Source organism: Dolomitihabitans soli (assembly GCF_022213955.1).
GTDB classification, from domain to species: domain Bacteria; phylum Actinomycetota; class Actinomycetes; order Streptosporangiales; family Streptosporangiaceae; genus Streptosporangium_A; species Streptosporangium_A soli.
On record NZ_JAKNTW010000002.1, the window covers coordinates 38,379 to 57,476 of the forward strand.

General features: G+C 72.8%; 18 protein-coding genes. 7 read left to right on the forward strand and 11 right to left on the reverse strand.

What is annotated here, in order from left to right; genetic code table 11:
• The first annotated feature begins 21 nt into the window (after positions 1-21).
• On the forward strand, positions 22-3,099 hold the full coding sequence (locus MBA17_RS05045; RefSeq protein ID WP_238495081.1) for a DEAD/DEAH box helicase: 3,078 nt from the start codon (positions 22-24) through the stop codon (positions 3,097-3,099).
• Positions 3,099-3,905, forward strand: coding sequence for an SWIM zinc finger family protein (locus MBA17_RS05050; protein ID WP_238495082.1), 807 nt, complete (start codon positions 3,099-3,101; stop codon positions 3,903-3,905). Before MBA17_RS05045 ends, MBA17_RS05050 begins: the two co-directional genes overlap by 1 nt.
• A 24-nt stretch (positions 3,906-3,929) precedes the next feature.
• Here the strand turns inward: MBA17_RS05050 and MBA17_RS05055 are convergent, their stop codons facing one another.
• Both MBA17_RS05055 and MBA17_RS05060 read right to left on the reverse strand, forming a co-directional pair.
• Positions 3,930-4,571: a response regulator gene (locus tag MBA17_RS05055; protein WP_238495083.1), complete on the reverse strand. Its 642-nt coding sequence runs from the start codon at positions 4,569-4,571 to the stop codon at positions 3,930-3,932.
• A 78-nt stretch (positions 4,572-4,649) separates the two neighbouring features.
• Positions 4,650-5,849, reverse strand: a complete 1,200-nt coding sequence (locus tag MBA17_RS05060) for a sensor histidine kinase (RefSeq protein ID WP_238495084.1) — start codon at positions 5,847-5,849, stop codon at positions 4,650-4,652.
• Positions 5,850-5,959: 110 nt separating this feature from the next.
• On the opposite strand from MBA17_RS05060, the gene MBA17_RS05065 reads away from it, so the two are divergent.
• Genes MBA17_RS05065 through MBA17_RS05080 form a run of 4 tightly spaced genes read left to right on the forward strand, consistent with a single transcriptional unit; the run spans position 5,960 to position 10,339 of the window.
• On the forward strand, positions 5,960-6,703 hold the full coding sequence (locus MBA17_RS05065; protein WP_238495085.1) for an ABC transporter ATP-binding protein: 744 nt from the start codon (positions 5,960-5,962) through the stop codon (positions 6,701-6,703).
• Entirely contained in the window at positions 6,697-9,084 is a 2,388-nt protein-coding gene (locus tag MBA17_RS05070; RefSeq protein WP_238495086.1) for an ABC transporter permease, read from the forward strand. The genes MBA17_RS05065 and MBA17_RS05070 overlap by 7 nt, the downstream gene beginning before the upstream one ends.
• 45 nt (positions 9,085-9,129) lie before the next feature.
• Positions 9,130-9,786 carry an alpha/beta hydrolase fold domain-containing protein gene (locus tag MBA17_RS05075; protein WP_238495087.1) on the forward strand — a complete coding sequence of 219 codons (657 nt, stop codon included), beginning with the start codon at positions 9,130-9,132 and terminating at the stop codon, positions 9,784-9,786.
• Positions 9,776-10,339 carry a histidine phosphatase family protein gene (locus tag MBA17_RS05080; RefSeq protein ID WP_238495088.1) on the forward strand — a complete coding sequence of 188 codons (564 nt, stop codon included), beginning with the start codon at positions 9,776-9,778 and terminating at the stop codon, positions 10,337-10,339. Before MBA17_RS05075 ends, MBA17_RS05080 begins: the two co-directional genes overlap by 11 nt.
• A gap of 138 nt (positions 10,340-10,477) precedes the next feature.
• Here the strand turns inward: MBA17_RS05080 and MBA17_RS05085 are convergent, their stop codons facing one another.
• Entirely contained in the window at positions 10,478-11,455 is a 978-nt protein-coding gene (locus tag MBA17_RS05085) for a phosphotriesterase family protein (protein ID WP_238495089.1), read from the reverse strand.
• A gap of 95 nt (positions 11,456-11,550) precedes the next feature.
• Positions 11,551-12,192: a DUF998 domain-containing protein gene (locus MBA17_RS05090; RefSeq protein ID WP_238495090.1), complete on the reverse strand. Its 642-nt coding sequence runs from the start codon at positions 12,190-12,192 to the stop codon at positions 11,551-11,553.
• 275 nt (positions 12,193-12,467) lie between these two features.
• On the opposite strand from MBA17_RS05090, the gene MBA17_RS05095 reads away from it, so the two are divergent.
• Positions 12,468-13,448 carry an aldo/keto reductase gene (locus MBA17_RS05095; protein ID WP_238495091.1) on the forward strand — a complete coding sequence of 327 codons (981 nt, stop codon included), beginning with the start codon at positions 12,468-12,470 and terminating at the stop codon, positions 13,446-13,448.
• A 3-nt stretch (positions 13,449-13,451) separates the two neighbouring features.
• Here MBA17_RS05095 and MBA17_RS05100 read toward each other — a convergent pair whose 3' ends face one another.
• From MBA17_RS05100 to MBA17_RS05130, 7 genes are all read right to left on the reverse strand, one after another.
• Positions 13,452-13,892, reverse strand: coding sequence for a peptidase associated/transthyretin-like domain-containing protein (locus tag MBA17_RS05100; RefSeq protein WP_238495092.1), 441 nt, complete (start codon positions 13,890-13,892; stop codon positions 13,452-13,454).
• Positions 13,892-14,554 (reverse strand): protocatechuate 3,4-dioxygenase subunit beta, encoded by a 663-nt coding sequence (gene pcaH / locus MBA17_RS05105; RefSeq protein WP_238495093.1) that lies wholly within the window; start codon positions 14,552-14,554, stop codon positions 13,892-13,894. The genes MBA17_RS05100 and pcaH overlap by 1 nt, the downstream gene beginning before the upstream one ends.
• The gene (locus MBA17_RS05110) at positions 14,544-15,179 is read right to left on the reverse strand and encodes a CoA transferase subunit B (RefSeq protein ID WP_238495094.1); all 636 of its coding nucleotides are present in this window, start codon (positions 15,177-15,179) and stop codon (positions 14,544-14,546) included. Before MBA17_RS05110 ends, pcaH begins: the two co-directional genes overlap by 11 nt.
• Positions 15,163-15,915, reverse strand: coding sequence for a CoA transferase subunit A (locus MBA17_RS05115; protein ID WP_238495095.1), 753 nt, complete (start codon positions 15,913-15,915; stop codon positions 15,163-15,165). Before MBA17_RS05115 ends, MBA17_RS05110 begins: the two co-directional genes overlap by 17 nt.
• Before the next feature lie 115 nt (positions 15,916-16,030).
• Positions 16,031-16,807, reverse strand: a complete 777-nt coding sequence (locus MBA17_RS50225; protein ID WP_238495096.1) for an IclR family transcriptional regulator — start codon at positions 16,805-16,807, stop codon at positions 16,031-16,033.
• A 9-nt stretch (positions 16,808-16,816) separates the two neighbouring features.
• Positions 16,817-17,713, reverse strand: coding sequence for an aminoglycoside phosphotransferase family protein (locus MBA17_RS05125; protein ID WP_238495097.1), 897 nt, complete (start codon positions 17,711-17,713; stop codon positions 16,817-16,819).
• Positions 17,710-19,059, reverse strand: coding sequence for an NsdA family TPR-like regulatory protein (locus tag MBA17_RS05130; RefSeq protein ID WP_238495098.1), 1,350 nt, complete (start codon positions 19,057-19,059; stop codon positions 17,710-17,712). The genes MBA17_RS05125 and MBA17_RS05130 overlap by 4 nt, the downstream gene beginning before the upstream one ends.
• Positions 19,060-19,098 lie beyond the last annotated feature (39 nt).

The window sequence follows — 19,098 nt, forward strand, 5'->3', positions numbered from 1 at the left end:
GGCGGTGATGGGGGTGGTCACGTGCTGGTCGTGCATGGTGCCTGGCTTGACGGGCGGCTCGGTCTGTGGGCCGAGGACACCTCGCTGACCACGGAGACCTCCTCCCGCGCCCGCACCCGGCCGCACCCGTTCGGCGCCGCCGCCGCGACCCTCGCGGCGGCCATCGGCGAACTCGCGGCCAAGGCCGAGGAACGCGAGCTCGCCCTGCTGCTGCCCGGATCGGCCAGGGGCCCGCTCCCCTCTCCGGAGTCCGGCATGGAGGGCGGCGCCCGAAGTCCCCGGCTCTCCTCCTGGCAGGTGCCCGCCCTCCTCCTCGCCCCCGTCGACGCCCTCCGTCTCCTCGACTCCCTCCCCACCCTCCAGGAACGGACCGCCGAGCCCGCCACGGAGGGCGAGCCCTCGGCGAAGCCCGCCACGAGAGCGGTCCGGACCGCGTCTCCTCCCGTGAACGGCGACGCCGAGTGGGGCCCCGGCGTCTCGCTGCGCTATCTCGGAGTGGTGGCGCAGGCGGCGCGCGGCCTGGTCAGGCGTGGCCGGGTGCTCCCGCAGCTCGTCACCGAGGACGGCGTGCACGCCGGACGGTGGTCGCCGGTGCTGACGGGAGGCGACGCCGCGGCGTTCCGGGAGCTGGCCCAGACGATGCCGCCGGTCTGCCGTGCCGCCGGAGGCGAGAGCCCGGCGGCGGCGGTGCTCCGCGACGCGCTCGCCGGGCTGGCCGACGCGGCGGTGCGCACCGCGTTGCCCGATCGTCTGCTGGCCGCGCAACGGCCCGGGCCCAGGAGCCCGCTGCCCGAGCGCTGGCTGTTCGCGCTGTCCAGCGCGGAGGCCGCGCTGCCCGGCGCCCGGCCGCGCGACGCCGAGGAGCTCGGCTCCGCCCTCCGCGACTGGCTCGCCGCCGCGCAACGGATGGACGGCCCGTTCCGGGTCTGCTTCCGGCTGATGGAGCCGGTGGACGACGACGACGGCTGGGAGGTGGAGTTCGCGCTCCAGTCGACCGACGACCCGTCGCTCTACGTGCCCGCCACCCGGATCTGGGCGGGCGAGCGGATCGCCGGACTGCCCAGGCGCCCGGACGAGACCCTCCTCGCCGGCCTGGGCCGCGCCGTACGGCTGTGTCCCGAGCTCTACTCCGCGTTGCGGTCCGCGCAGCCCTCGGGCATGGCGGTCGACACCGCGTGGGCCTTCACGTTCCTCCGTCACGCCGCGCCGCTGCTCCAGGCGGCGGGGTACGGCGTGCAGCTCCCGGCCTGGGCCGGCCGTAAGGGGCTGGGCCTGAAACTGACCACCCGCTCCCGCACCGGCCCGAAGGCGGTGGCCGGCCAGGGATTCGGCCTCGCCGAGCTGGTCGACTTCCAGATCGACCTGGCCATCGGCGACCACACGATCAGCGAGGCGGAGCTCGCCGAACTGGCTCAGCTCAAGGTGCCCCTGGTCCGGGTGCGCGGCCAGTGGGTCGAGCTGGACGACCGCCAGCTGAAGGCCGCCCTCAAGGTGGTCGAACGGCGGCGCAGCGGCGAGATGACCGTAGGCGAGGTGATCCGCGATGTCGTCGAGGGCGAGGACGAAGGGCTTCCGCTGCTCGACGTCGACGCGGACGGCGTGCTCGGCGACCTGCTCTCCGGTGAGGCCGACCGCCGCCTCTCCCCCGTCGCGACCCCCGCCACCTTCGACGGCGTCCTGCGCCCCTACCAGGAACGCGGCCTGTCCTGGCTCGCCTACCTCTCCCACCTGGGCCTCGGCGGCATCCTCGCGGACGACATGGGACTGGGAAAAACCGCCCAAACGTTGTCTTTGTTGCTTAACGAACGAATCGGACAAAGGCCGGCGGCGACGTTGCTGGTGTGTCCGATGTCGCTGGTGAGCAACTGGCAGAAGGAGGCCGCGCGGTTCGCGCCGTCGTTGCGGGTCTACGTGCACCACGGCAGCGGGCGGAAGCGTGAGGAGGAGCTGACGGCGGCCGTGGCGGAGGCCGATCTGGTGATCACCACGTACGGCACGGCCCTCCGCGACCTCGGCGCCCTGCGGGGGGTCGGCTGGGAGCGGGTGGTCTGCGACGAGGCCCAAGCGATCAAGAACAGCGCCACCAGGCAGGCGCAGGCCCTGCGATCGCTGCCCGCCCGGACACGGCTGGCGCTGACCGGCACGCCGGTGGAGAACCACCTGGCCGAGCTCTGGTCGATCATGGAGTTCTGCAATCCCGGCCTGCTCGGGCCCGCCAAGAAGTTCAGGACCCGCTACCAGGAGCCCATCGAGGCGCGGCAGGATGAGGAGGCGGCCGCGGCGCTGAAACGGGCGACCGGCCCCTTCGTCCTCAGACGCCTCAAGACCGACAAGTCGATCATCTCCGATCTGCCGGACAAGCAGGAGATCAAGGTCTGGTGCACGCTCACCCCCGAGCAGGGCACCCTCTACAAGGCCGTGGTCGACGACATGCTCGGCAGGATCGAGGGCAGCGAGGGCATCGAACGGCGGGGCAACGTGCTGGCCGCGATGACCAAGCTGAAACAGGTCTGCAACCACCCCGCCCACCTGCTCAAGGACGGCTCGCGGCTGGCCGGCAGGTCGGGGAAGCTGGCCCGGCTGGAGGAGTTGGCCGAGGAGATCGTCGAAGAGGGCGACAAGGCGCTCATCTTCACGCAGTACTCCGAGTTCGGCTCCCTCCTGCAGCCCTACCTCGCCGTCCACCTCGACCGTCCCGTGCTGTGGCTGCACGGCGGGCTGTCCAAGAAGAAGCGCGACGAGCTGGTCGACCGTTTCCAGAACGACGACGAGCCGATGCTGTTCCTGCTCTCGCTCAGGGCGGCCGGCACGGGGCTGAACCTCACCGCCGCCAACCACGTGATCCACGTCGACCGGTGGTGGAACCCGGCGGTGGAGAACCAGGCCACCGACCGCGCCTTCCGGATCGGCCAGACGCGGAACGTCCAGGTCAGGAAGTTCATCTGCACCGGCACTCTGGAGGAACGGGTCGATGAGATGATCGAGCGGAAGAAGGCGCTGGCCGACCGGGTCGTCGGCACCGGCGAAGACTGGATCTCCGAGCTGTCCACCGACCAGTTGCGCGACCTGTTCCGGCTCGACCCCGGGGCGGTGACCTGATGCCCTCCTGGTACGACGGCGACGGGCCGATCAGCGTCGAGGGCGGCATCCGGGCCCGCAGCACACGGGGCTCGATCGGCCGCCAGTGGTGGTCGCGCCGGTTCATCGACATCCTGGAGGGCATCTGCGACGCGGGCCGGCTCAGCCGCGGCCGTTCGTATGCCCGCAAGGGCCAGGTCCTCTCCCTCGACCTCTCCGCCGGCCTGGTCGAAGCCCAGGTCCAGGGTTCCCGGCCCCGGCCGTACGACGTCACGGTGCGAATCATGGCGTACGGCGAGGCCGCCTGGGGCCGGGTCGAGGAGTCGCTCGCCGGGCAGGCCCTCTACCGGGCGGCGCTGCTGGCGGGCGAGATGCCGAAGGAGATCGTCGACGTCTTCGACGCCCTGAGCCTGCCGCTCTTCCCCGCCGAGCTCGACATGGAGTGCTCGTGCCCCGACTGGGGTTTCCCCTGCAAGCACCTGTCGGCGGTCCTCTACCTGCTCGCCGAGGCCTTCGATCGGGACCCGTTCCTGGTGCTGGCCTGGCGCGGCCGGGCCAAGGACGATCTGCTCGACGCGTTGCGCGGCCTGGCCGACGATGACGAGGCGGCCGACCCGCTGCACGTCGACGAGGTGCCCTTCACCGACCGGATGAACGACTTCTACGCTCCCGCCGTCTCCCTCGGCCGCCTGCTGTCCCGCCCCGGTGGCGCCCCGCCCCCGCCCGATCTCCTGCTCCGTGCCCTGGATCCGCCGCCGGTCAAGGTGCGGCACATCCCGCTCCTCGACATCCTGCGCCCGGTCTACCGCGATCTGGCCGACTCCTAGATCTCCAGAGGGCTCCCCCGGCCTTCAGGCGCGCAGGTAGGCGAGCACGGCCAGGACCCGGCGGTGGTCGTCGTGGGCGGGTGGGAGGTCGAGTTTGCCGAGGATGTTCGCGATGTGCTTGGCGACGGCGGCCTCGGTGACCACCAGGGCGCGGGCGATGGCGGCGTTGGACCGGCCCTCCGCGATCAGCCCGAGGACCTCCAGCTCACGCGCGGTCAACCGGGTGAGCGGGTCGCGGCGGCGGCGGAGGAGCTGCCTGACCACCTCGGGATCGACGACGGTGTGCCCGGCGGCGACCCGTTCCAGGGCGTCGACGAACTCCCTGACGTCGCCGACCCTGTCCTTGAGCAGGTAGCCGATCCCGGTGCCGGATCCCGTGTCGAGCAGCTCGGCGGCGTAGGTCTGCTCCACGTACTGGCTGAGGACGAGCACCGCGAGCGACGGATGGCGGGCCCGTAGCTCCAGGGCGGCGCGCACCCCCTCGTCGGTGTAGCCGGGCGGCATCCTGACGTCGGCGACGACGATGTCGGGCAGGTGCTCCTCGACGGCGACGAGCAGCGCGCCCGCGTCGCCGACCGCGGCCACGACCTGGTGCCCGAAGCGTTCGAGCAGCCCGGCGAGACCCTCCCGGAGCAGCACCGCGTCCTCGGCGATGACCACCCTCAAGACGACACCCTCAAAACGACACCCCTCAAGACGACACTCCGAACGCCGCCCGCCCGCGCGGGATCGCCAGGTGCCCGGCTATCCGCATGGGATCTCCACCTCCAGCACGGTAGGCCCGCCCACCGGGCTGGCGAGGGACATCGTGCCCTCGGCGACCGCGAGCCGGTCGGCCAGGCCGGACAGCCCGGTGCCGGCGGCGGGATCGGCCCCGCCCCGGCCGTCGTCGCGGATCTCCAGCACCAGCACGCCCCGCACGACGCGCCCGCGCACCCGGCAGCGGGTGGCGGCGCTGTGCTTGGCCACGTTGGTGAGCGCCTCGGAGACCACGTAGTAGGCGGTCACCTCCGCCTGCGGCGGCAGCCGTACGGCCGGCAGCAGGATGTCGACGTCCACCGGGACCGGCGAACGGCCCGCCACGTCGTCGACCGCGGCGGCCAGCCCCCGGTCGGTGAGCACCTGGGGGTGCACGCCGCGGATCAGCTCCCGCAGCTCGGCCAGCGCGTTCCTGGCCTCCTCGTGCGCCTCGGCGACCTGGGCGGCCACGGCGGATCCCGGTGGCAGGTCGAGGCGGGCGAGGCCGAGTTTCATGGTGAGCGCGACGAGCCGCTGCTGGGCCCCGTCGTGCAGGTCGCGCTCGATGCGGCGGCGCTCGGTCTCGAAGGCGTCGACGAGCCGGGCCCGGGAGCGGATGATCTCCGCCTCGCGCGGCGCGAGCACGGCCCGGATGATGGTCGCGCGCGCCCCCGCCCAGGCGGTGATCGGGTAGGCGGCGAGCGGCAACGTCAGCAGGCCGAGGATCGACAGCGGGAGTCCGGCGGCCGGCGAGGCGCTCGGTTGCAGGGGCGCGGTGATCAGCATGACGGGAAGCCCCATCCCGAGTGTCACCAGGCCGAGGTCGATCCACCACAGCGCGGTCACGGAGACCACCCCGAAGCCGAACTCGCGCCACGTCGCCTGTTCCCTGAGCCGGGTGGCGAGCCAGGCGCGCGGACCGGGTCCGGCCCGCCGGTGCGGGTCGCGGACCGGCCCGAGGTCGACCAGCCGGAGCCGCCACCGCTCGAACCTGGCCAGCCCGAGGGCGGCGACCATCGTGAACACCAGCCCGGCGAGCACGGCGACCGGCACGCCGAACAGGTAGGCGGTGTGGACCAGGAGCGCCGCGACCAGCGCCATGGCCAGGCTGATCAGCAGGTACGCCAGGGACCGCCACGGCCACGAGGACGCCAGGAAGCGCAGCGGCCCACTGGCCATGGCCTCCAGGGCGGTACGGGCGATCACCCTCCAAACGGTAACCGACCGGCTCGGGCCGGGCAGTAGTGCTGGGACTAGCTTCCGGTCTCGTCCCAGCGCCAGTGTGCTCCAGGTCCGGCACGGCTTGGCTGGACGGCATGAAACCTAGAGAAACCGTCCAGCTCTGGTCGGTGCGCAAGGTGTACGGCCCGGCCGCGCTGCCGGTGAAGGCCCTGGACGGCGTGTCCATCGACTTCCACGCGGGAACCTTCACCGCCGTGATGGGTCCGTCAGGTTCGGGGAAATCCACCTTGCTCCACTGCGCCGCCGGGCTCGACCGCCCGACGGAGGGCAGGATCGTCATCGACGGCACCGACCTCGGCGGCCTGCACGAGACCGCGCTCACGCTGCTGCGCCGGGATCGGGTCGGGTTCGTCTTCCAGTCGTTCAACCTGGTCTCCGCGCTGACCGCCGAGCAGAACGTCGCCCTGCCGCTGCGTCTGGCGGGTCGCCGGCCGGAGCCCGCCGAGGTGCGCGCGGCGCTGGCCGAGGTGGGCCTGGCCGGGCGGGGCGGTCACCGGCCGAGCCAGCTCTCGGGTGGGGAGCAGCAGCGGGTCGCGATGGCCAGGGCGCTGATCACCCGGCCGGCCGTCGTGTTCGCCGACGAGCCGACCGGGTCGCTGGACACCAGGACTTCGCGTGGCGTGCTGGCGCTGCTCCGTGATCTCGTCGACCGTCAGGACCAGACGCTGATCATGGTGACCCACGACCCGGTGGCGGCGGCCCACGCCGACCGGGTGATCTTCCTGGCGGACGGCCGGGTGGTGGAGGAGGTCACCTCGGAGGTCACCGCCGGGTCGGTCGCGGCCCGGATGGCGAAGCTGGAGGCCGCGGCATGCTGAGCCTCGCAATCCTGCGGGAGCGCTGGAGCGGGTTCGCCGGAACGTTCGTCGCGCTCTGTCTCGGGGTGGCGATCCTGTCCGCGACCGCCCTGGCGTACCTGTCGGCGCAGCCGCTGGTGCCCGTACGGCTCGCGGGGGCGGCCGTGCTCGTCCAGGTCCCGGCCGCGGTCAGGGAGGACGGCAACTTCACGCCTGACCGGCCCTGGATGCAGGAGACGGCCGCGTCGCTGGCCGGGCGGCTGGCGGCGATCCCCGGCGTGGCGGCGGCCGTGCCCGACCTCGCCTTCTACGCCCAGCCCGTCATCGACGGCGAGCCGATCGGCGACGGGCGTGGCCACGCCTGGTCCGCCGCCGCGCTCGGGCCGTACCCGCTGACCTCGGGAAGGGCGCCGGAGGGCGCCGGGGAGGTGGTGCTCGACCGCGCCCTCGGCCTCGCCCCCGGCGCACCGGTGACGCTGCTCACCGCGGCGGGGCCGGCGCCGTACACGGTGTCGGGCACCAGTGACGCCCCGGGTGTCCACGTCTCCGACGCGACGGCCGCCCGCCTCTCGGGCGGTGTACGCCTGATCGGTCTGGTCGCCGAGCCGGCCGCCGCCCCGGACACGATCGGGCGTGCGGCCGAGGAGATCGTGGCAGAGGTTCCCGGACCGGGGGCCGGGGGCCGGGTTCTCACCGGTGACGCGCGCGTGGCCGCGGAACCCCTGGAGGACGCGCGGATCCGGTGGATCGGCATGCAGGTGCTCAGCGCGATGGCCGCCCTGGCCGGGTTCGTCTCGGTCTTCGTGGTGGCCTCGACGTTCGCCTTCGGCGTTGCGCAGCGGCGGCGTGAGCTCGGCCTGCTGCGCGCGGTGGGCGCGACACCGCGCCAGGTACGGCGGATGATGTACGGCGAGGCGCTCGGGGTCGGCGTGGTGGCGGCGCTGGCCGGCGTCCTGCTCGGTGCCGCCGTCGCGCCGGTCGTCGGTGATCTGCTGGTCGCGGCGGGGTTCGAACCCGCGTCGTTCACGGTGCGGGTCGAGGTGCCGCCGCTGGTGGCGTCGTTCGCGGTCGGGCTGGTCGTGGCGTTGCTGGGCGTCTGGTCGGCCTCCCGCCGGGCGGCCGGGGTGCGCCCGCTGGAGGCCCTGCGCGAGGCCGCCGTCGACGAGCGGCCCCTGCCGCGCGGCAGATGGATCTCCGGTGTCGTCTGCACGGCCGCCGGTCTCGCGGCGGCCGTGGCGAGCGCCACCGCGGGGGGCGCGGAGCTGGTCTCCTACTCGATCTACGCCGCGTCGGCCCTGATCCTGGGTCTGACCCTGCTGGCCCCGGCCGTCGTCCCGCCGGTGGTCCGGCTGGTCACCTGGCCGCTCACCCGGCTGCGCGGGGCCACCGGCATGCTGGTGCGGGAGAGCTCCCTGGTGGCGATTCGCCGTACCGCCTCCACCGCCGCCCCCGTGCTGGCCACAGTGGGCTTCGCCGTACTGATCACCGGCATGGTGCAGACGACGGCGGGTGCGTACGCGGCCGCGCGGGCCACCACGGTCCAGGCCGGCGCGGTCGTGATCCCGTCGGGCGCCCCGGGCCTCTCCGACGCGGTGGGCGGGGCGTCGGCGCTGCCCACCGCCCTGTACGGCGAGACGCAGGCCGGCACCGTCTCCGCGTCGGGGGTCACCGCCGACGCGCTCGCCCGGGGATGGCGGCCGGAGATGATCTCGGGCTCCCTCGGCGACCTGCGCGGCGACACCATGATCGCCACCGAGTGGCTCGCCGCGGAACGGCGCTGGCAGCCGGGCGACGTGGCGGAGGTGACCTTCGAGGACGGGCGCTCCGCGGCGTTGAAGGTGGTGGGTGTGATGGGTTCCGCGCCGGCCAGCGTGCTGCTGCCCCGGGAGCTGGTGCGGGCGCACGATCCCTCGTCGCTCGCCGACCAGGCGTACCTCGCGGGCCCGCCACGGCTGCCGGACGGCCTCGGCGCACGGGCCGTCGACGTCGCCACCTATGCGGCGGAGGCCGACGCGGCGGAGGACCGGCTGGTCTGGATCTTCACCCTGCTGCTCGTCGTCGTGTCGGCCGGGTACACGGCCGTCGCCATCGCCGGCACGCTGATGATGTCCACCTCGGGCCGCGCCCGCGACCTCGCCGTCCTGCGGTTGTCGGGCGCGACGAACCGGCAGGTGCTGGGCGCGGTCGCGGCGGAGTCGGTGCTCGTGGTCCTGCTCGGGACGGCGCTCGGCGTGGTGGTCGCCCTGCCCGCGCTGCTCGGCATGCGCGCCGGGCTGGCCGCGACGCTGGGCACCCCGGTGACCCTCGTGATCCCGTGGGGGCTGATCCTCGGCGTGGTCGCGGCCTGTGCCGTGCTCGCCTCCGTGACGGGCATGCTGACCGCGAGGGTACGGCCCGCGTAGGTAATCGGCTCGATCCGGTGGACGCCGTGGTGAAGGATGACGGCCATGGAGGACATCGCGGTTGTTCTGTGGCTGCACGGTGGCGGGTGGCATTCCCGTGCGCCGATGCGGGGAGCCTCGCTGGCGGGGCACGGCCTGATCCTGTTCGAGGGGAGCTACCGGCTGTCCGGCGAGGCCCGGTGGCCCGCCCAGCTTGAGGACGTCCGGCAGGCGGGGCGGGAGGCGAAGGCCCAGGCCGGCGACCGCCCGCTGATCGTGGCCGGTGACTCGGCCGGCGGGCACCTCGCCCTGCACCTGGGCCTGCGCGGGATCGACGAGCCCGATGACGTCGACGCGGTGATGGCGTTCTGGCCGCCCGTCGACCCGTTGGCCGACGACTGGCTCCAGGCCCGCAAGGACAACGACCCCTGGGTGGGGCTGATCGGCCACCAACCGGCCCCCGGCGACGAGGCGACCGTCGACTCCACACCGCTCACCCACGTGGGCAGCGGGGTGCCGGTGCTCCTGGTGCACGGCGCGGCCGACGAGTTGGCGCCCGTGACCCAGACCACGGCGATGGCCTCCGCCCTGGTCGCCACCGGCCACCCGGTGCACACCCTGATCACCCACGGCGGCCACGACCTCGACCTGCGCCGCGACGAGATCGCCGCCGTCATCCGCGCCTTCCTCGGCACCGTCCTGGAGGCCCCCGATGGCCGTTGAGCTGATCTACGAGACGCATTCCATCTCCGTCGACAACGAGACCGGCATCGCCTCCGGCTGGCTGCCGGGCGAGCTGTCCGAGCGCGGCGAGGGCTTGGCCAGAGAGCTGGGCGAGCGCCGCCAGGACGATGACCTCGCGGTCGTCTACTCCTCCGACCTGCGGCGGGCCGTGCAGACCGCCGAGATCGCGTTCGCCGGCCGGCCGGTCGAGATCCGGCAGGACAGACGGCTCCGCGAGTGCGACTACGGCGAGCTGAACGGCATGCCGGTGGAGCGGCTGCACGGCATGCGGTCCAGGCACATCGACGAGCCGTGGCCCGGCGGCCAGAGTTACCGGCAGGTCGTCGAGCGGACCCGTGACTTCCTCGGCGACGTGATCGCCGAGTGGGACGGATGCACGGTCCTGGTCGTCGCGCACGCGGCCAACCGGTTCGCCCTCGACCACATCGTCGGCGGCGTGCCGCTGGAGGATCTCGTGGACGCCCCGTTCGACTGGCGTCCAGGCTGGACCTACCGGCTGGTCGCGTGCCAAGATGGGAGCGCTCCCATCTAGTCTCTCCCCGTGTCCCAACCTCCCCCCGGGGCACGGGGAGTCAGCTTCGCCGTACGGCCCACAACCGACCGCAGGACAGAGCGGTCCGCGCCGACCGCGGGCCCTGCGGCTGCAGGGGGCGGACCGCGGGCCGGCGGGTCAGGAGAAGTACGCCCGGGGGTTGGCGATGAGCATCTGGTCGAGCTGCGCGGCGGTGACGCCCTTCTCCCGCAGCGCGGGCAGCACGTCGTCGAGGATGTGGTCGTAGCGCCAGTTGGGCAGGGCGAGTTCGAGGACCTGGTCCCAGTCGCCGCCGAAGTAGTCCATGAAGCAGGCCGTGTCGTGGCTGAGCACCATCCGGTCGGCGTAGCCCCTGGCGCACAGCTCGGCGACGGTCTCCACCCGCCGCACGGTGGTGTTGTAGGTGTCGAGACCGAAGCGGTCCATGCCGAGGGTGGCGCCGCTGTCGGCCAGCCGCATCAGGTAGTCGAGGTCGTTGGAGTCGCCCGCGTGGCCGATGACGACCTTGGTGAGGTCGACTCCCTCCTCGGCGAACAGGTCGAGCGCGAGCAGTCCGCTGCGGGTGCCGGCGTTGGTGTGCACCGTGATGGGCGCCCCGGTGCGCACGTGGGTCTGGGCCACCGCACGGCAGATGCGCTCCACGCCGGGGGTCCAGCCGTTCCGCTCGACCACGCACTTCAGGAAGGCCGCGCGCACGCCCGTGTCGGCGATGCCGTCGGTGAGGTCGCGGGTGAAGTCGTCGATCATCGGATCCGGCATGTCCAGGGCCAGTCCCGGCCCGCGGAATTCGTACTGGTGCGGGAGTTCCTCGAAGGAGTACAGCCCGGTGGCGACGACGATGGTGAGCTCGGGCACCTGGGCGGCGATCCGCAGCACGCGCGGGAGGTAGCGGCCGAGTCCCCACACGGTGGGATCGACGATCGTCCTGACGCCCTTGGCGGCCAGCGCCCTGAGCTTGGTGACGGCGTCGGCGACCCGGTACTCCTCGTCCCACCAGCCGCCCACGCCGTAGTTCTGCAGATACTCGGTGGAGGTGAGGATGATGTGCTCGTGCATCAGGGTCAGGCCGAGATCATCGACGTCGACGGGCCCGCTGACGGTGTTGACGGTCGGCATCCGGTCGCCTCTCTGCGTTCGTACCCGTCGGCCGGGTGCCTGCGACGCTAGATCGGCCGGCGGGCGCCCGTCAATGACGGTGCCCGCCGTGTCCGTCAACGGGCGGTCTGCCGTACGGCACGGCCGATCGCCTGGCGCCTGAGCAGGCCGCCGAGCAGCACCAGCACGCCCACCTCGGTCACCACGACCAGCCGCTGGGTGAGCCCCGCGGGGATGTCCTCGTTCGCCACGTCCAGCCCGCCCATCCGCAGCACGTACGGCACGACCACCGCGACCAGGCAGGCCAGCGCGATCCCGCTGAGCACCCGCATCACCGCCGCGCTGCGGTCCCGGCCGAGGCGGCGGGCGAGCGCCAGCCCGGCCACCGGCATGCTGAGGAACGCCACGAACGCCGCGTACCTGTGGATGCCTCCCGACATCGACAACGGCACCCCCGGCTTGTCGGTGGGGAAGGCGCCGATCAGCAGCATGCACAGTCCCCAGACGACGATCAGCCAGGCGATCCGCCGGTCCGCCCCCGCCTTGATCATGGCGACCGCGAACAGCACCGACCCGGCGGCGAAGAGGGTCAGCGAGGCGGCGAGCAGCCACCCCTCGGGCTCGAAGGCGTACTCGCTGATCACGCTGTGCAGCGGGTCGAGCCCGGTGCTCAGATGCAGCCCGATCATCGCCGCCGCTCCGGCGATGACCGCCGCGAAACCGCCGGCGACATAACCCTGGTGAACCCGAATGCCCATGGTCAAGACACTCGTGGAACCCGGCCTTCCGGGGTATCGGAGATCAACCCAGAACGTGCCCTGAAGGCTCCCTGAGAAGCATCGCGGGCAGGTAGGGAATACTCCACCGGGACGTCCCCGACCGGACCCCGCTGACCTGCCGCGACGCCCCCGATGGTACGGCTGGCCCCCTCAGGGTCACGGGTGGCTTCGCCCCGGCATGGCAACCCCCCGTTTGACCTGGACCGCGCTCCAGGGGCAAGACTGAAGTGAGGCATCTGACATATGGGGGAGAAATGATCAAGCGTCGTCTCGGTGACGGAGGACCAGAGGTCTCCGCGATCGGCCTGGGTTGCATGGGAATGTCGGAGTTCTACGGCGCGACCGACGAAGCGGAGTCGATCGCCGTCATCCACCGAGCACTGGACCTGGGCGTCGACTTCCTGGACACCGCCGACATGTACGGCAGGGGCCGCAACGAGGAACTGGTGGGCCGGGCCGTCAAGGGCCGCCGTGACGAGGTCGTGCTGGCGACCAAGTTCGGCATCGTCAGGAGTGACGACCCCACCGCCCGCGCCGTCAACGGCAGGCCCGAGTACGTCCGCCAGGCGTGCGACGCCTCGCTCCAGCGGCTCGGCGTCGACCACATCGACCTCTACTACCTGCACCGCCGCGACCCCGAAGTGGCCATCGAGGAGACGGTGGGCGCCATGGCCGGACTGGTGGCGGCCGGCAAGGTGCGGCACCTGGGCCTGTCGGAGGTCAGCGCCGACACCCTGCGCAAGGGCCACGCCACCCACCCGATCGCCGCCCTGCAGAGCGAGTACTCCCTGTTCACCAGGGGCCTGGAGGAGGACATCCTGCCTGCGGCCCGCGAGCTGGGCATCGCGCTCGTCGCCTACTCGCCGATCAGCCGCGGTCTGCTGACGGGCACCCTCGGCGCGGTGGAGGACATCCCGGACGACGACTTCCGCAAGCACATGCCCCGCATGCAGGCCGAGCACGCCGAGCACAACCTGGCCCTGGTGGCCGCCGTCGGCGCGATAGCCGAGGAGGCCGGTTGCACCCCCGCCCAGCTCGCGCTGGCGTGGCTGCTCACCCGGGGCGAGGACGTCATCCCCATCCCCGGCACCAAGCGTCTGCGCTACCTGGAGGAGAACTCCGCGGCGGCCGACGTCACACTGACGCCCGCCCAGCTCGACGCCCTGGAACGGGCCGTACCGGCGGGCGCGGTGCAGGGCGCGCGTTATCCGGACATGTCCAGCGTGGAGCTCTGAGCCTCAGATCGCGAAGAACACCGTCTCCCCCGCGCCCTGGAGCCTGACGTCGAACCGGTAGACCGCCTCGCCCTCCCGCGTCGCCACCAGGGTCGCGCGCCGTGACTCGTCCACCTCGTCGAGGAACCTGTCGTCCGGGGTGAGATGGACGCGGGTCCACACGGGTTTCAGCAGCCCGCGGGCGAAGATCAGCAACGGGAGATAGGTCTCGGGGCGGGCCGTACGGAAGTGGTAGGAGCCGTCGGGGGCGGTGGGGCAGCGGCCGAAGAGGCCGGGCTGGCAGATCTCCAGCAGCGCGTCGGGCACCGGTTCGCCCGCCCCGTCGGTGACCCGGCCGCGCAGCTCGATCGCACCGGGGTGCCCTTCGGGCACGCAGAAGGGGCCCTCGGCGTACGGCAGGGCGTGGGAGAAGAACGGGCCCAGGGTCTGGGACGGGGTCAGCATCAGGCCGCTCCCTTGATCACGATGTCCCACTGGTAGCCGAGCGCCCATTCGGGTTCGGTGGTTCCCAGGTCGAACCTGGCGACCAGCCGGTCACGGGCGGCGGCCGCCGAGTTCATGATCGGGTCGTGCTCGAAGAGCGGGTCGCCGGGGAAGTACATCTGGGTGATCAGCCGCTGGGCGAACTGGGTGCCGAAGACCGAGAAGTGGATGTGCGCGGGACGCCAGGCGTTGGGGTGGTTCCGCCACGGGTACGCGCCGGGCTTGATCGTGACGAACCGGTAGCGGCCCTCGTCGTCGGTCAGGCAGCGGCCGAAGCCGTGGAAGCCGGGGTCGAGCGGCGCGGGGTGCCGGTCCAGGTCATGGGCGTATCTCCCGGACGCGTTGGCCTGCCACACCTCGACCAGCGCGCCGCGCACGGGCCGCCCGCCGGACTCCAGGACCCGGCCGGTGACGATGATCCGTTCGCCGAGCGGCTCCACCGGACGCTGCCGGGTGAGGTCGTGGTCGAGGTCGCCGACCGGCCGGTGGCCGTAGACGGGATCGACCAGCTCGGCCGCCTCCGGGTCCAGCTTGGGCGCCAGGAGCGGCTGCGCGGGCGCGCGCAGCAGGGTGCTGCCGTAGGGGGGATGCAGGTACGGCGGGTGCGGGTCGTCAGCGGGCATCGAGTCCTCCGATGGAAGGTTCGGTGAGGTCGCGCAGCTCGGCCGGGGTGACTCCCGGCGCGGTCTCGACGAGGAGCAGGCCACCCGGTGTGACGTCGAGCACGCCGAGGTCGGTGATGATCCGGTGGACGCAGGCGGCGCCGGTCAGCGGCAGCGAGCACTCCTTGACGATCTTGGGGCTGCCGTCCCTGGCGGTGTGCTCCATCAGCACGATCACCCGCCAGGCGCCGTGCACCAGGTCCATCGCCCCGCCCATCCCCTTGATCATTTTCCCGGGAACGGACCAGTTGGCCAGGTCGCCGCGCGCCGACACCTGCATCGCGCCGAGCACCGCCACGTCCACGTGGCCGCCGCGGATCATGCCGAACGACAGCGAGGAGTCGAAGAACGCCGCGCCGGGCACGACGGTGACGGTCTCCTTCCCCGCGTTGATCAGGTCGGGGTCCACCTCGTCCTCGGCGGGATAGGGCCCGACGCCGAGCACGCCGTTCTCCGAGTGGATCCACACCCCCTCGGGGGCGTGCCCGGCGACCAGCGTGGGCAGTCCGATGCCGAGGTTGACGTAGTCGCCCGGGTCCAGCTCCGCCGCCGCGCGGGCGGCGATCTCGTCACGCGTCCAGGGCACCGCGGGTCCTCCGGTTCTCGATGGGCTTGTCGACCGCGCCGACCGGGACCACCTTGCTGACGAAGATCCCCGGCAGGTGGACCTCCTCGGGGTCCAGCTCGGCCAGTTCCTCCACCTCGGCGATCGTGACCCGGCCGGCCATCGCGCACAACGGGTTGAAGTTCCTCGCGGACTTGGCGAAGACGAGGTTGCCGAACCGATCGCCCCTGGCGGCGCGGACCAGCGCGAAGTCGGTGGTGATGCTCTCCTCCAGGACGTACTCCCGCCCGTCGAAGGTGCGGGTCTCCCTGGGCGGCGAGGCGACGGCGACGGTGCCGTCCGGGTGGTAGCGCCACGGGAGGCCGCCCTCGGCGACCATCGTGCCGACCCCGGCGGGGGTGTAGAAGGCCGGGATGCCGCATCCGCCCGCGCGCAGCCGTTCGGCCAGCGTGCCCTGCGGGACCAGCTCCACCTCCATCTCGCCCGCGAGGTAGCGCCTGGCGAGCTCCCGGTTCTCACCGATGAAGGACCCGGTGGCGCGGTCGATCAGGCCGTCGGCGAGCAGCAGCCCGAGTCCGCCGCCGTCGACGCCGCAGTTGTTGGAGACGACCGAGAGGCCGCCCACGCCGCGCTCGCGCAGCGCCTCGATGAGCACCGACGGCACCCCGCACAGCCCGAACCCGCCCACGGCCAGCGAGGCGCCCTCGAAGATCTCGGCGACCGCCGCGGCGGGCGAATCGACGATCTTGCTTGTCACGGCGCCCCCACCTGGTTCCCGGCGAGCGTCGCCGCCGCTTCCGACGAGGGACCGGCTCCGGTGGTCCCGACCTGAGTTCGCATGACACGAGCATGTCGTGCGGATCAGGTGCGCATCACTGGGACTTCCGCCCAGCGGAAGGGGCGGCCACGAGATCTCTGCCCAGGTCGCGCGCGGCGGACCGCACGGCCGGGTCCAGCCGCCGCAGGTCGGCGCTGTGCCGCCAGACCACCACGGACAACGCGGCCACCACCTCGTCACCGGGCCCGAGCACCGGCGCGGCGGCCGAGCAGGTGCCCGCCGACATCTCCTCCAGGGTGTGGGCCAGGCCGGTGCGCCGGATCTCCGCCAGCTCGGCGCGGAGGCGCGCCGGGTCGGTCACGGTGTGCGGGGTGTGCGCCGGCAGCGGCCCGCCGAGCACCCGATCGGCCGTCTCCTCGCCGGCGAAGGCCAGCAGCACCTTGCCGACCCCGGTGGCGTGCAGCGGCAGGTCGCCGGCCACCCGGGAGAACAGCGGCACCGACTGCGGCCCGCGGAGCCGCTCCAGGCACAGCGCCCGATCCTCCGCGAGCACCGCCAGCTGGACGTTCTCCCTGGTCGCGGCGTACAGATCCGCCATGTACGGCAGCGCCAGCTCGCGCAGCCCGCGCGGCTCCGCCGCCTGTGCGCCGATCCGCCACAACCGCCGCCCCACCCGGTAGGAGCCCTCCGGCAGCCGTTCCAGGAATCCCGCCGCGGTGAGCTCCCCGACCAGCCGGTGGCCGGTGGTCAGCGGCAGCCCGGCACGGCGGCAGATCTCGGTGAGCGTCAACCGGACGTCGCCGGGCAGGAAGGCCGCCAGGATGTCGGTGACCCTGGCGGCGACGCCCCGTACGGGTGGCTGGTCGTTCACGCCGTCACCCTACGCGGGGGCCAGATACCACCGGGCATGGCCGTCGCCGTTGGTCAGCGAGTCGAGGCGACGGGGCAGCTCATGCCGGGAGAAGGGGTCACCGGTCGCGTTGCGGATGTGGATGCCGACCGCGTACATGTCCCTGACCTCCATCAACGTGGAATACCCCGGCCAGGCGCGCAGGTCCCGCCCGTAGGCGGCGGCGAACGCGTCGACGTCGGCGGCGGTCAGGCCGAAGCGCCGCTGGCCGTGGTAGGTGTGCACAAGGTCCCACTCACGCCGTCCCACCGCCACGCCGTCCCAGTCGCACAGGACCACGTGCCCGTCGGTGCAGCGCAGCAGGTTGTCGATCCACGCGTCACCGTGCAGCAGCACCGGCGGCCCCGCGTCGTCGAGGCCCTCCCAGCGCTCGGTCAGCTCGGCGACCCGGTCGCGCAGCCACCCCCGCTGGCAGGGGGTGAGCACGTCCGTCCGGCGTTCCACCGCCCGCCGCACCTCGGCCAGCGGGTCGGCCAGCCGCTTGAGCGCGAACGGCGGCACCGGCAGCCGGTGCAGGTCGCGCAGGATGTGGCCCAGCTCGGTGGTGGTCGGCCGGCCGCTGGCGGGCACGTACCGCCAGAAGGTGATCACCCGCCCCGCGTGGACCACCGGATGGTCGCACAGCTCGTCCGCCGGCCGTACCGTCGGGAAGCCCCGCTCGGCCAGCCAGCGGGCCACGGCGAGCACCACGGGCAGCCTGGTCAGCGCGTCCGGCGCGGTCGCGATCCGCACCACGATCTCGCTGCGCAGCTTGAACACGGCGTTGCTGCGCACCCGCAGCAGATGCGCCCCCCGCGGATCGAGCCCCATCCCTACGCACACCTCGCGCAGCACGGCGGTCGCCTCGTCCGCCAGCGTGGCCCTCACGGGCGCTCCAGGGCCAGCTGCGGGATGGCCTCGGCGAGCATGGAGGTCAGATGCCGTACGGCGGGCATCCTGCGCCGCGCGGGCGGCACCGCGGCGAGCAGCGCCCTGGCCCTGATCACCACGATCGAGGTGCGGTGCTCCGGCGGCACGTGCAGCAGCGCCTGCTCGGCGAGCCGGCACGCCTCCTCTATCCGTCCCTCCCTGGCCAGCCGGGTCGCCTGGTCCAGCATGATCAGCGCCGGGTCGATGGTGTAGGGGCCGGACGGGCCGAGGGTCCAGTCGTCGACCTGCTCGGTCTCACCCAGCTCGATCAGCGTGCAGGTCCGGTAGAACCGCAGACGGCGTTCCGAGAAGCGGAAGGCCAGATGGTCGGCGCCCTCCCTGGGCATCCGCGCGAAGATCTGCTCCGCGTCGGCCAGCGCGGTCCTGGCCGCCTTGTGCTCGCCCATCCTGGCCAGCGCCCGCGCCTCCGCCGCCGCGCCGAGCGCCGCCGGTGAACTCGGCGCCGCCCCGGCCAGCATCCGCGCCTCACGGGCCAGCCGTACGGTCTCCGTCAGGTCGCCGTAGTAGTAGGGCAGCATCGCCTGCTGAGCGCGGACCAGGGCGCGGAGCCGTACGTCGCCCATGTCGTCGGAGGCGGTCCTGGCCGTGCCGTACCAGGCGTGGGCCTGGCGGGTGTCGCCCAGTTTCATCAGGGCGTCGGCCGACAGCAGGGCGAGCATGGTGGTGGCGTTCAGCAGGCGGCGCTGTGACGACGCCTGCTGGCGTACGGCCGACAGCCTGCGGACGTCGGACAGCTCCAGCATCAGGCGGTAGAGCATCGGCAGCGGGGCACTGGTGATGTACTCCCTGCGGTAGCGGACCACCTGCTCGTCGAGCCGGTCGAGCTGGTCCTCGGTCACCGTGGAGGCGGCCAGCGTGCGGTCGAGATCCTGCCGGGTGCGCTCGACCTCGGCGAGCATCCGGCCGCTCATGACCATGCCGGAACCCAGCAGCGCGTGGTGGAACAACGCCCGGCGTTCCTGGTCGTCCTGGTGGATCACGTGGGCGTCGGGCATGAGCAGCGGCGGCCCCTCCGGCTGGACGACCACGACCGTGCCGTCGCCCGGCTCCTCGATGTAGTCGCCCGCCAGGCCGAGCCGTACGGCATTGGCCCGGTAGAGCCTGGCCACCAGGTCGATCGTCTGGGGGCGCGGCCTGGCCCGGTTGTTCTCCCACGCGTTGAGCAGGTCGATGCTGGCGCGCGGCTCGCCCAGGTCGTGCCGCGCGCACAGCTCTTCCAACTCCTGGATGGCCAACCGGGCCGACCAGCCCCTGGCCAGCCGGTGAGCCTTCAGCAGGCTCACTCCACAGCATCCGTGGATCGCCTGGACGGTCTGCCATGT

Excerpts from the sequence above, each read along its gene's own strand:
- MBA17_RS05050 (WP_238495082.1), top strand. The coding sequence starts at position 3,099 with ATGCCCTCCTGGTACGACGGCGACGGGCCGATCAGCGTCGAGGGCGGC.
- MBA17_RS05065 (WP_238495085.1), top strand. The coding sequence starts at position 5,960 with ATGAAACCTAGAGAAACCGTCCAGCTCTGGTCGGTGCGCAAGGTGTAC.
- MBA17_RS05070 (WP_238495086.1), top strand. The coding sequence starts at position 6,697 with ATGCTGAGCCTCGCAATCCTGCGGGAGCGCTGGAGCGGGTTCGCCGGA.
- MBA17_RS05075 (WP_238495087.1), top strand. The coding sequence starts at position 9,130 with ATGGAGGACATCGCGGTTGTTCTGTGGCTGCACGGTGGCGGGTGGCAT.
- MBA17_RS05080 (WP_238495088.1), top strand. The coding sequence starts at position 9,776 with ATGGCCGTTGAGCTGATCTACGAGACGCATTCCATCTCCGTCGACAAC.
- MBA17_RS05085 (WP_238495089.1), bottom strand. The coding sequence starts at position 11,455 with ATGCCGACCGTCAACACCGTCAGCGGGCCCGTCGACGTCGATGATCTC.
- MBA17_RS05090 (WP_238495090.1), bottom strand. The coding sequence starts at position 12,192 with ATGGGCATTCGGGTTCACCAGGGTTATGTCGCCGGCGGTTTCGCGGCG.
- MBA17_RS05095 (WP_238495091.1), top strand. The coding sequence starts at position 12,468 with ATGATCAAGCGTCGTCTCGGTGACGGAGGACCAGAGGTCTCCGCGATC.
- MBA17_RS05100 (WP_238495092.1), bottom strand. The coding sequence starts at position 13,892 with ATGCTGACCCCGTCCCAGACCCTGGGCCCGTTCTTCTCCCACGCCCTG.
- pcaH (WP_238495093.1), bottom strand. The coding sequence starts at position 14,554 with ATGCCCGCTGACGACCCGCACCCGCCGTACCTGCATCCCCCCTACGGC.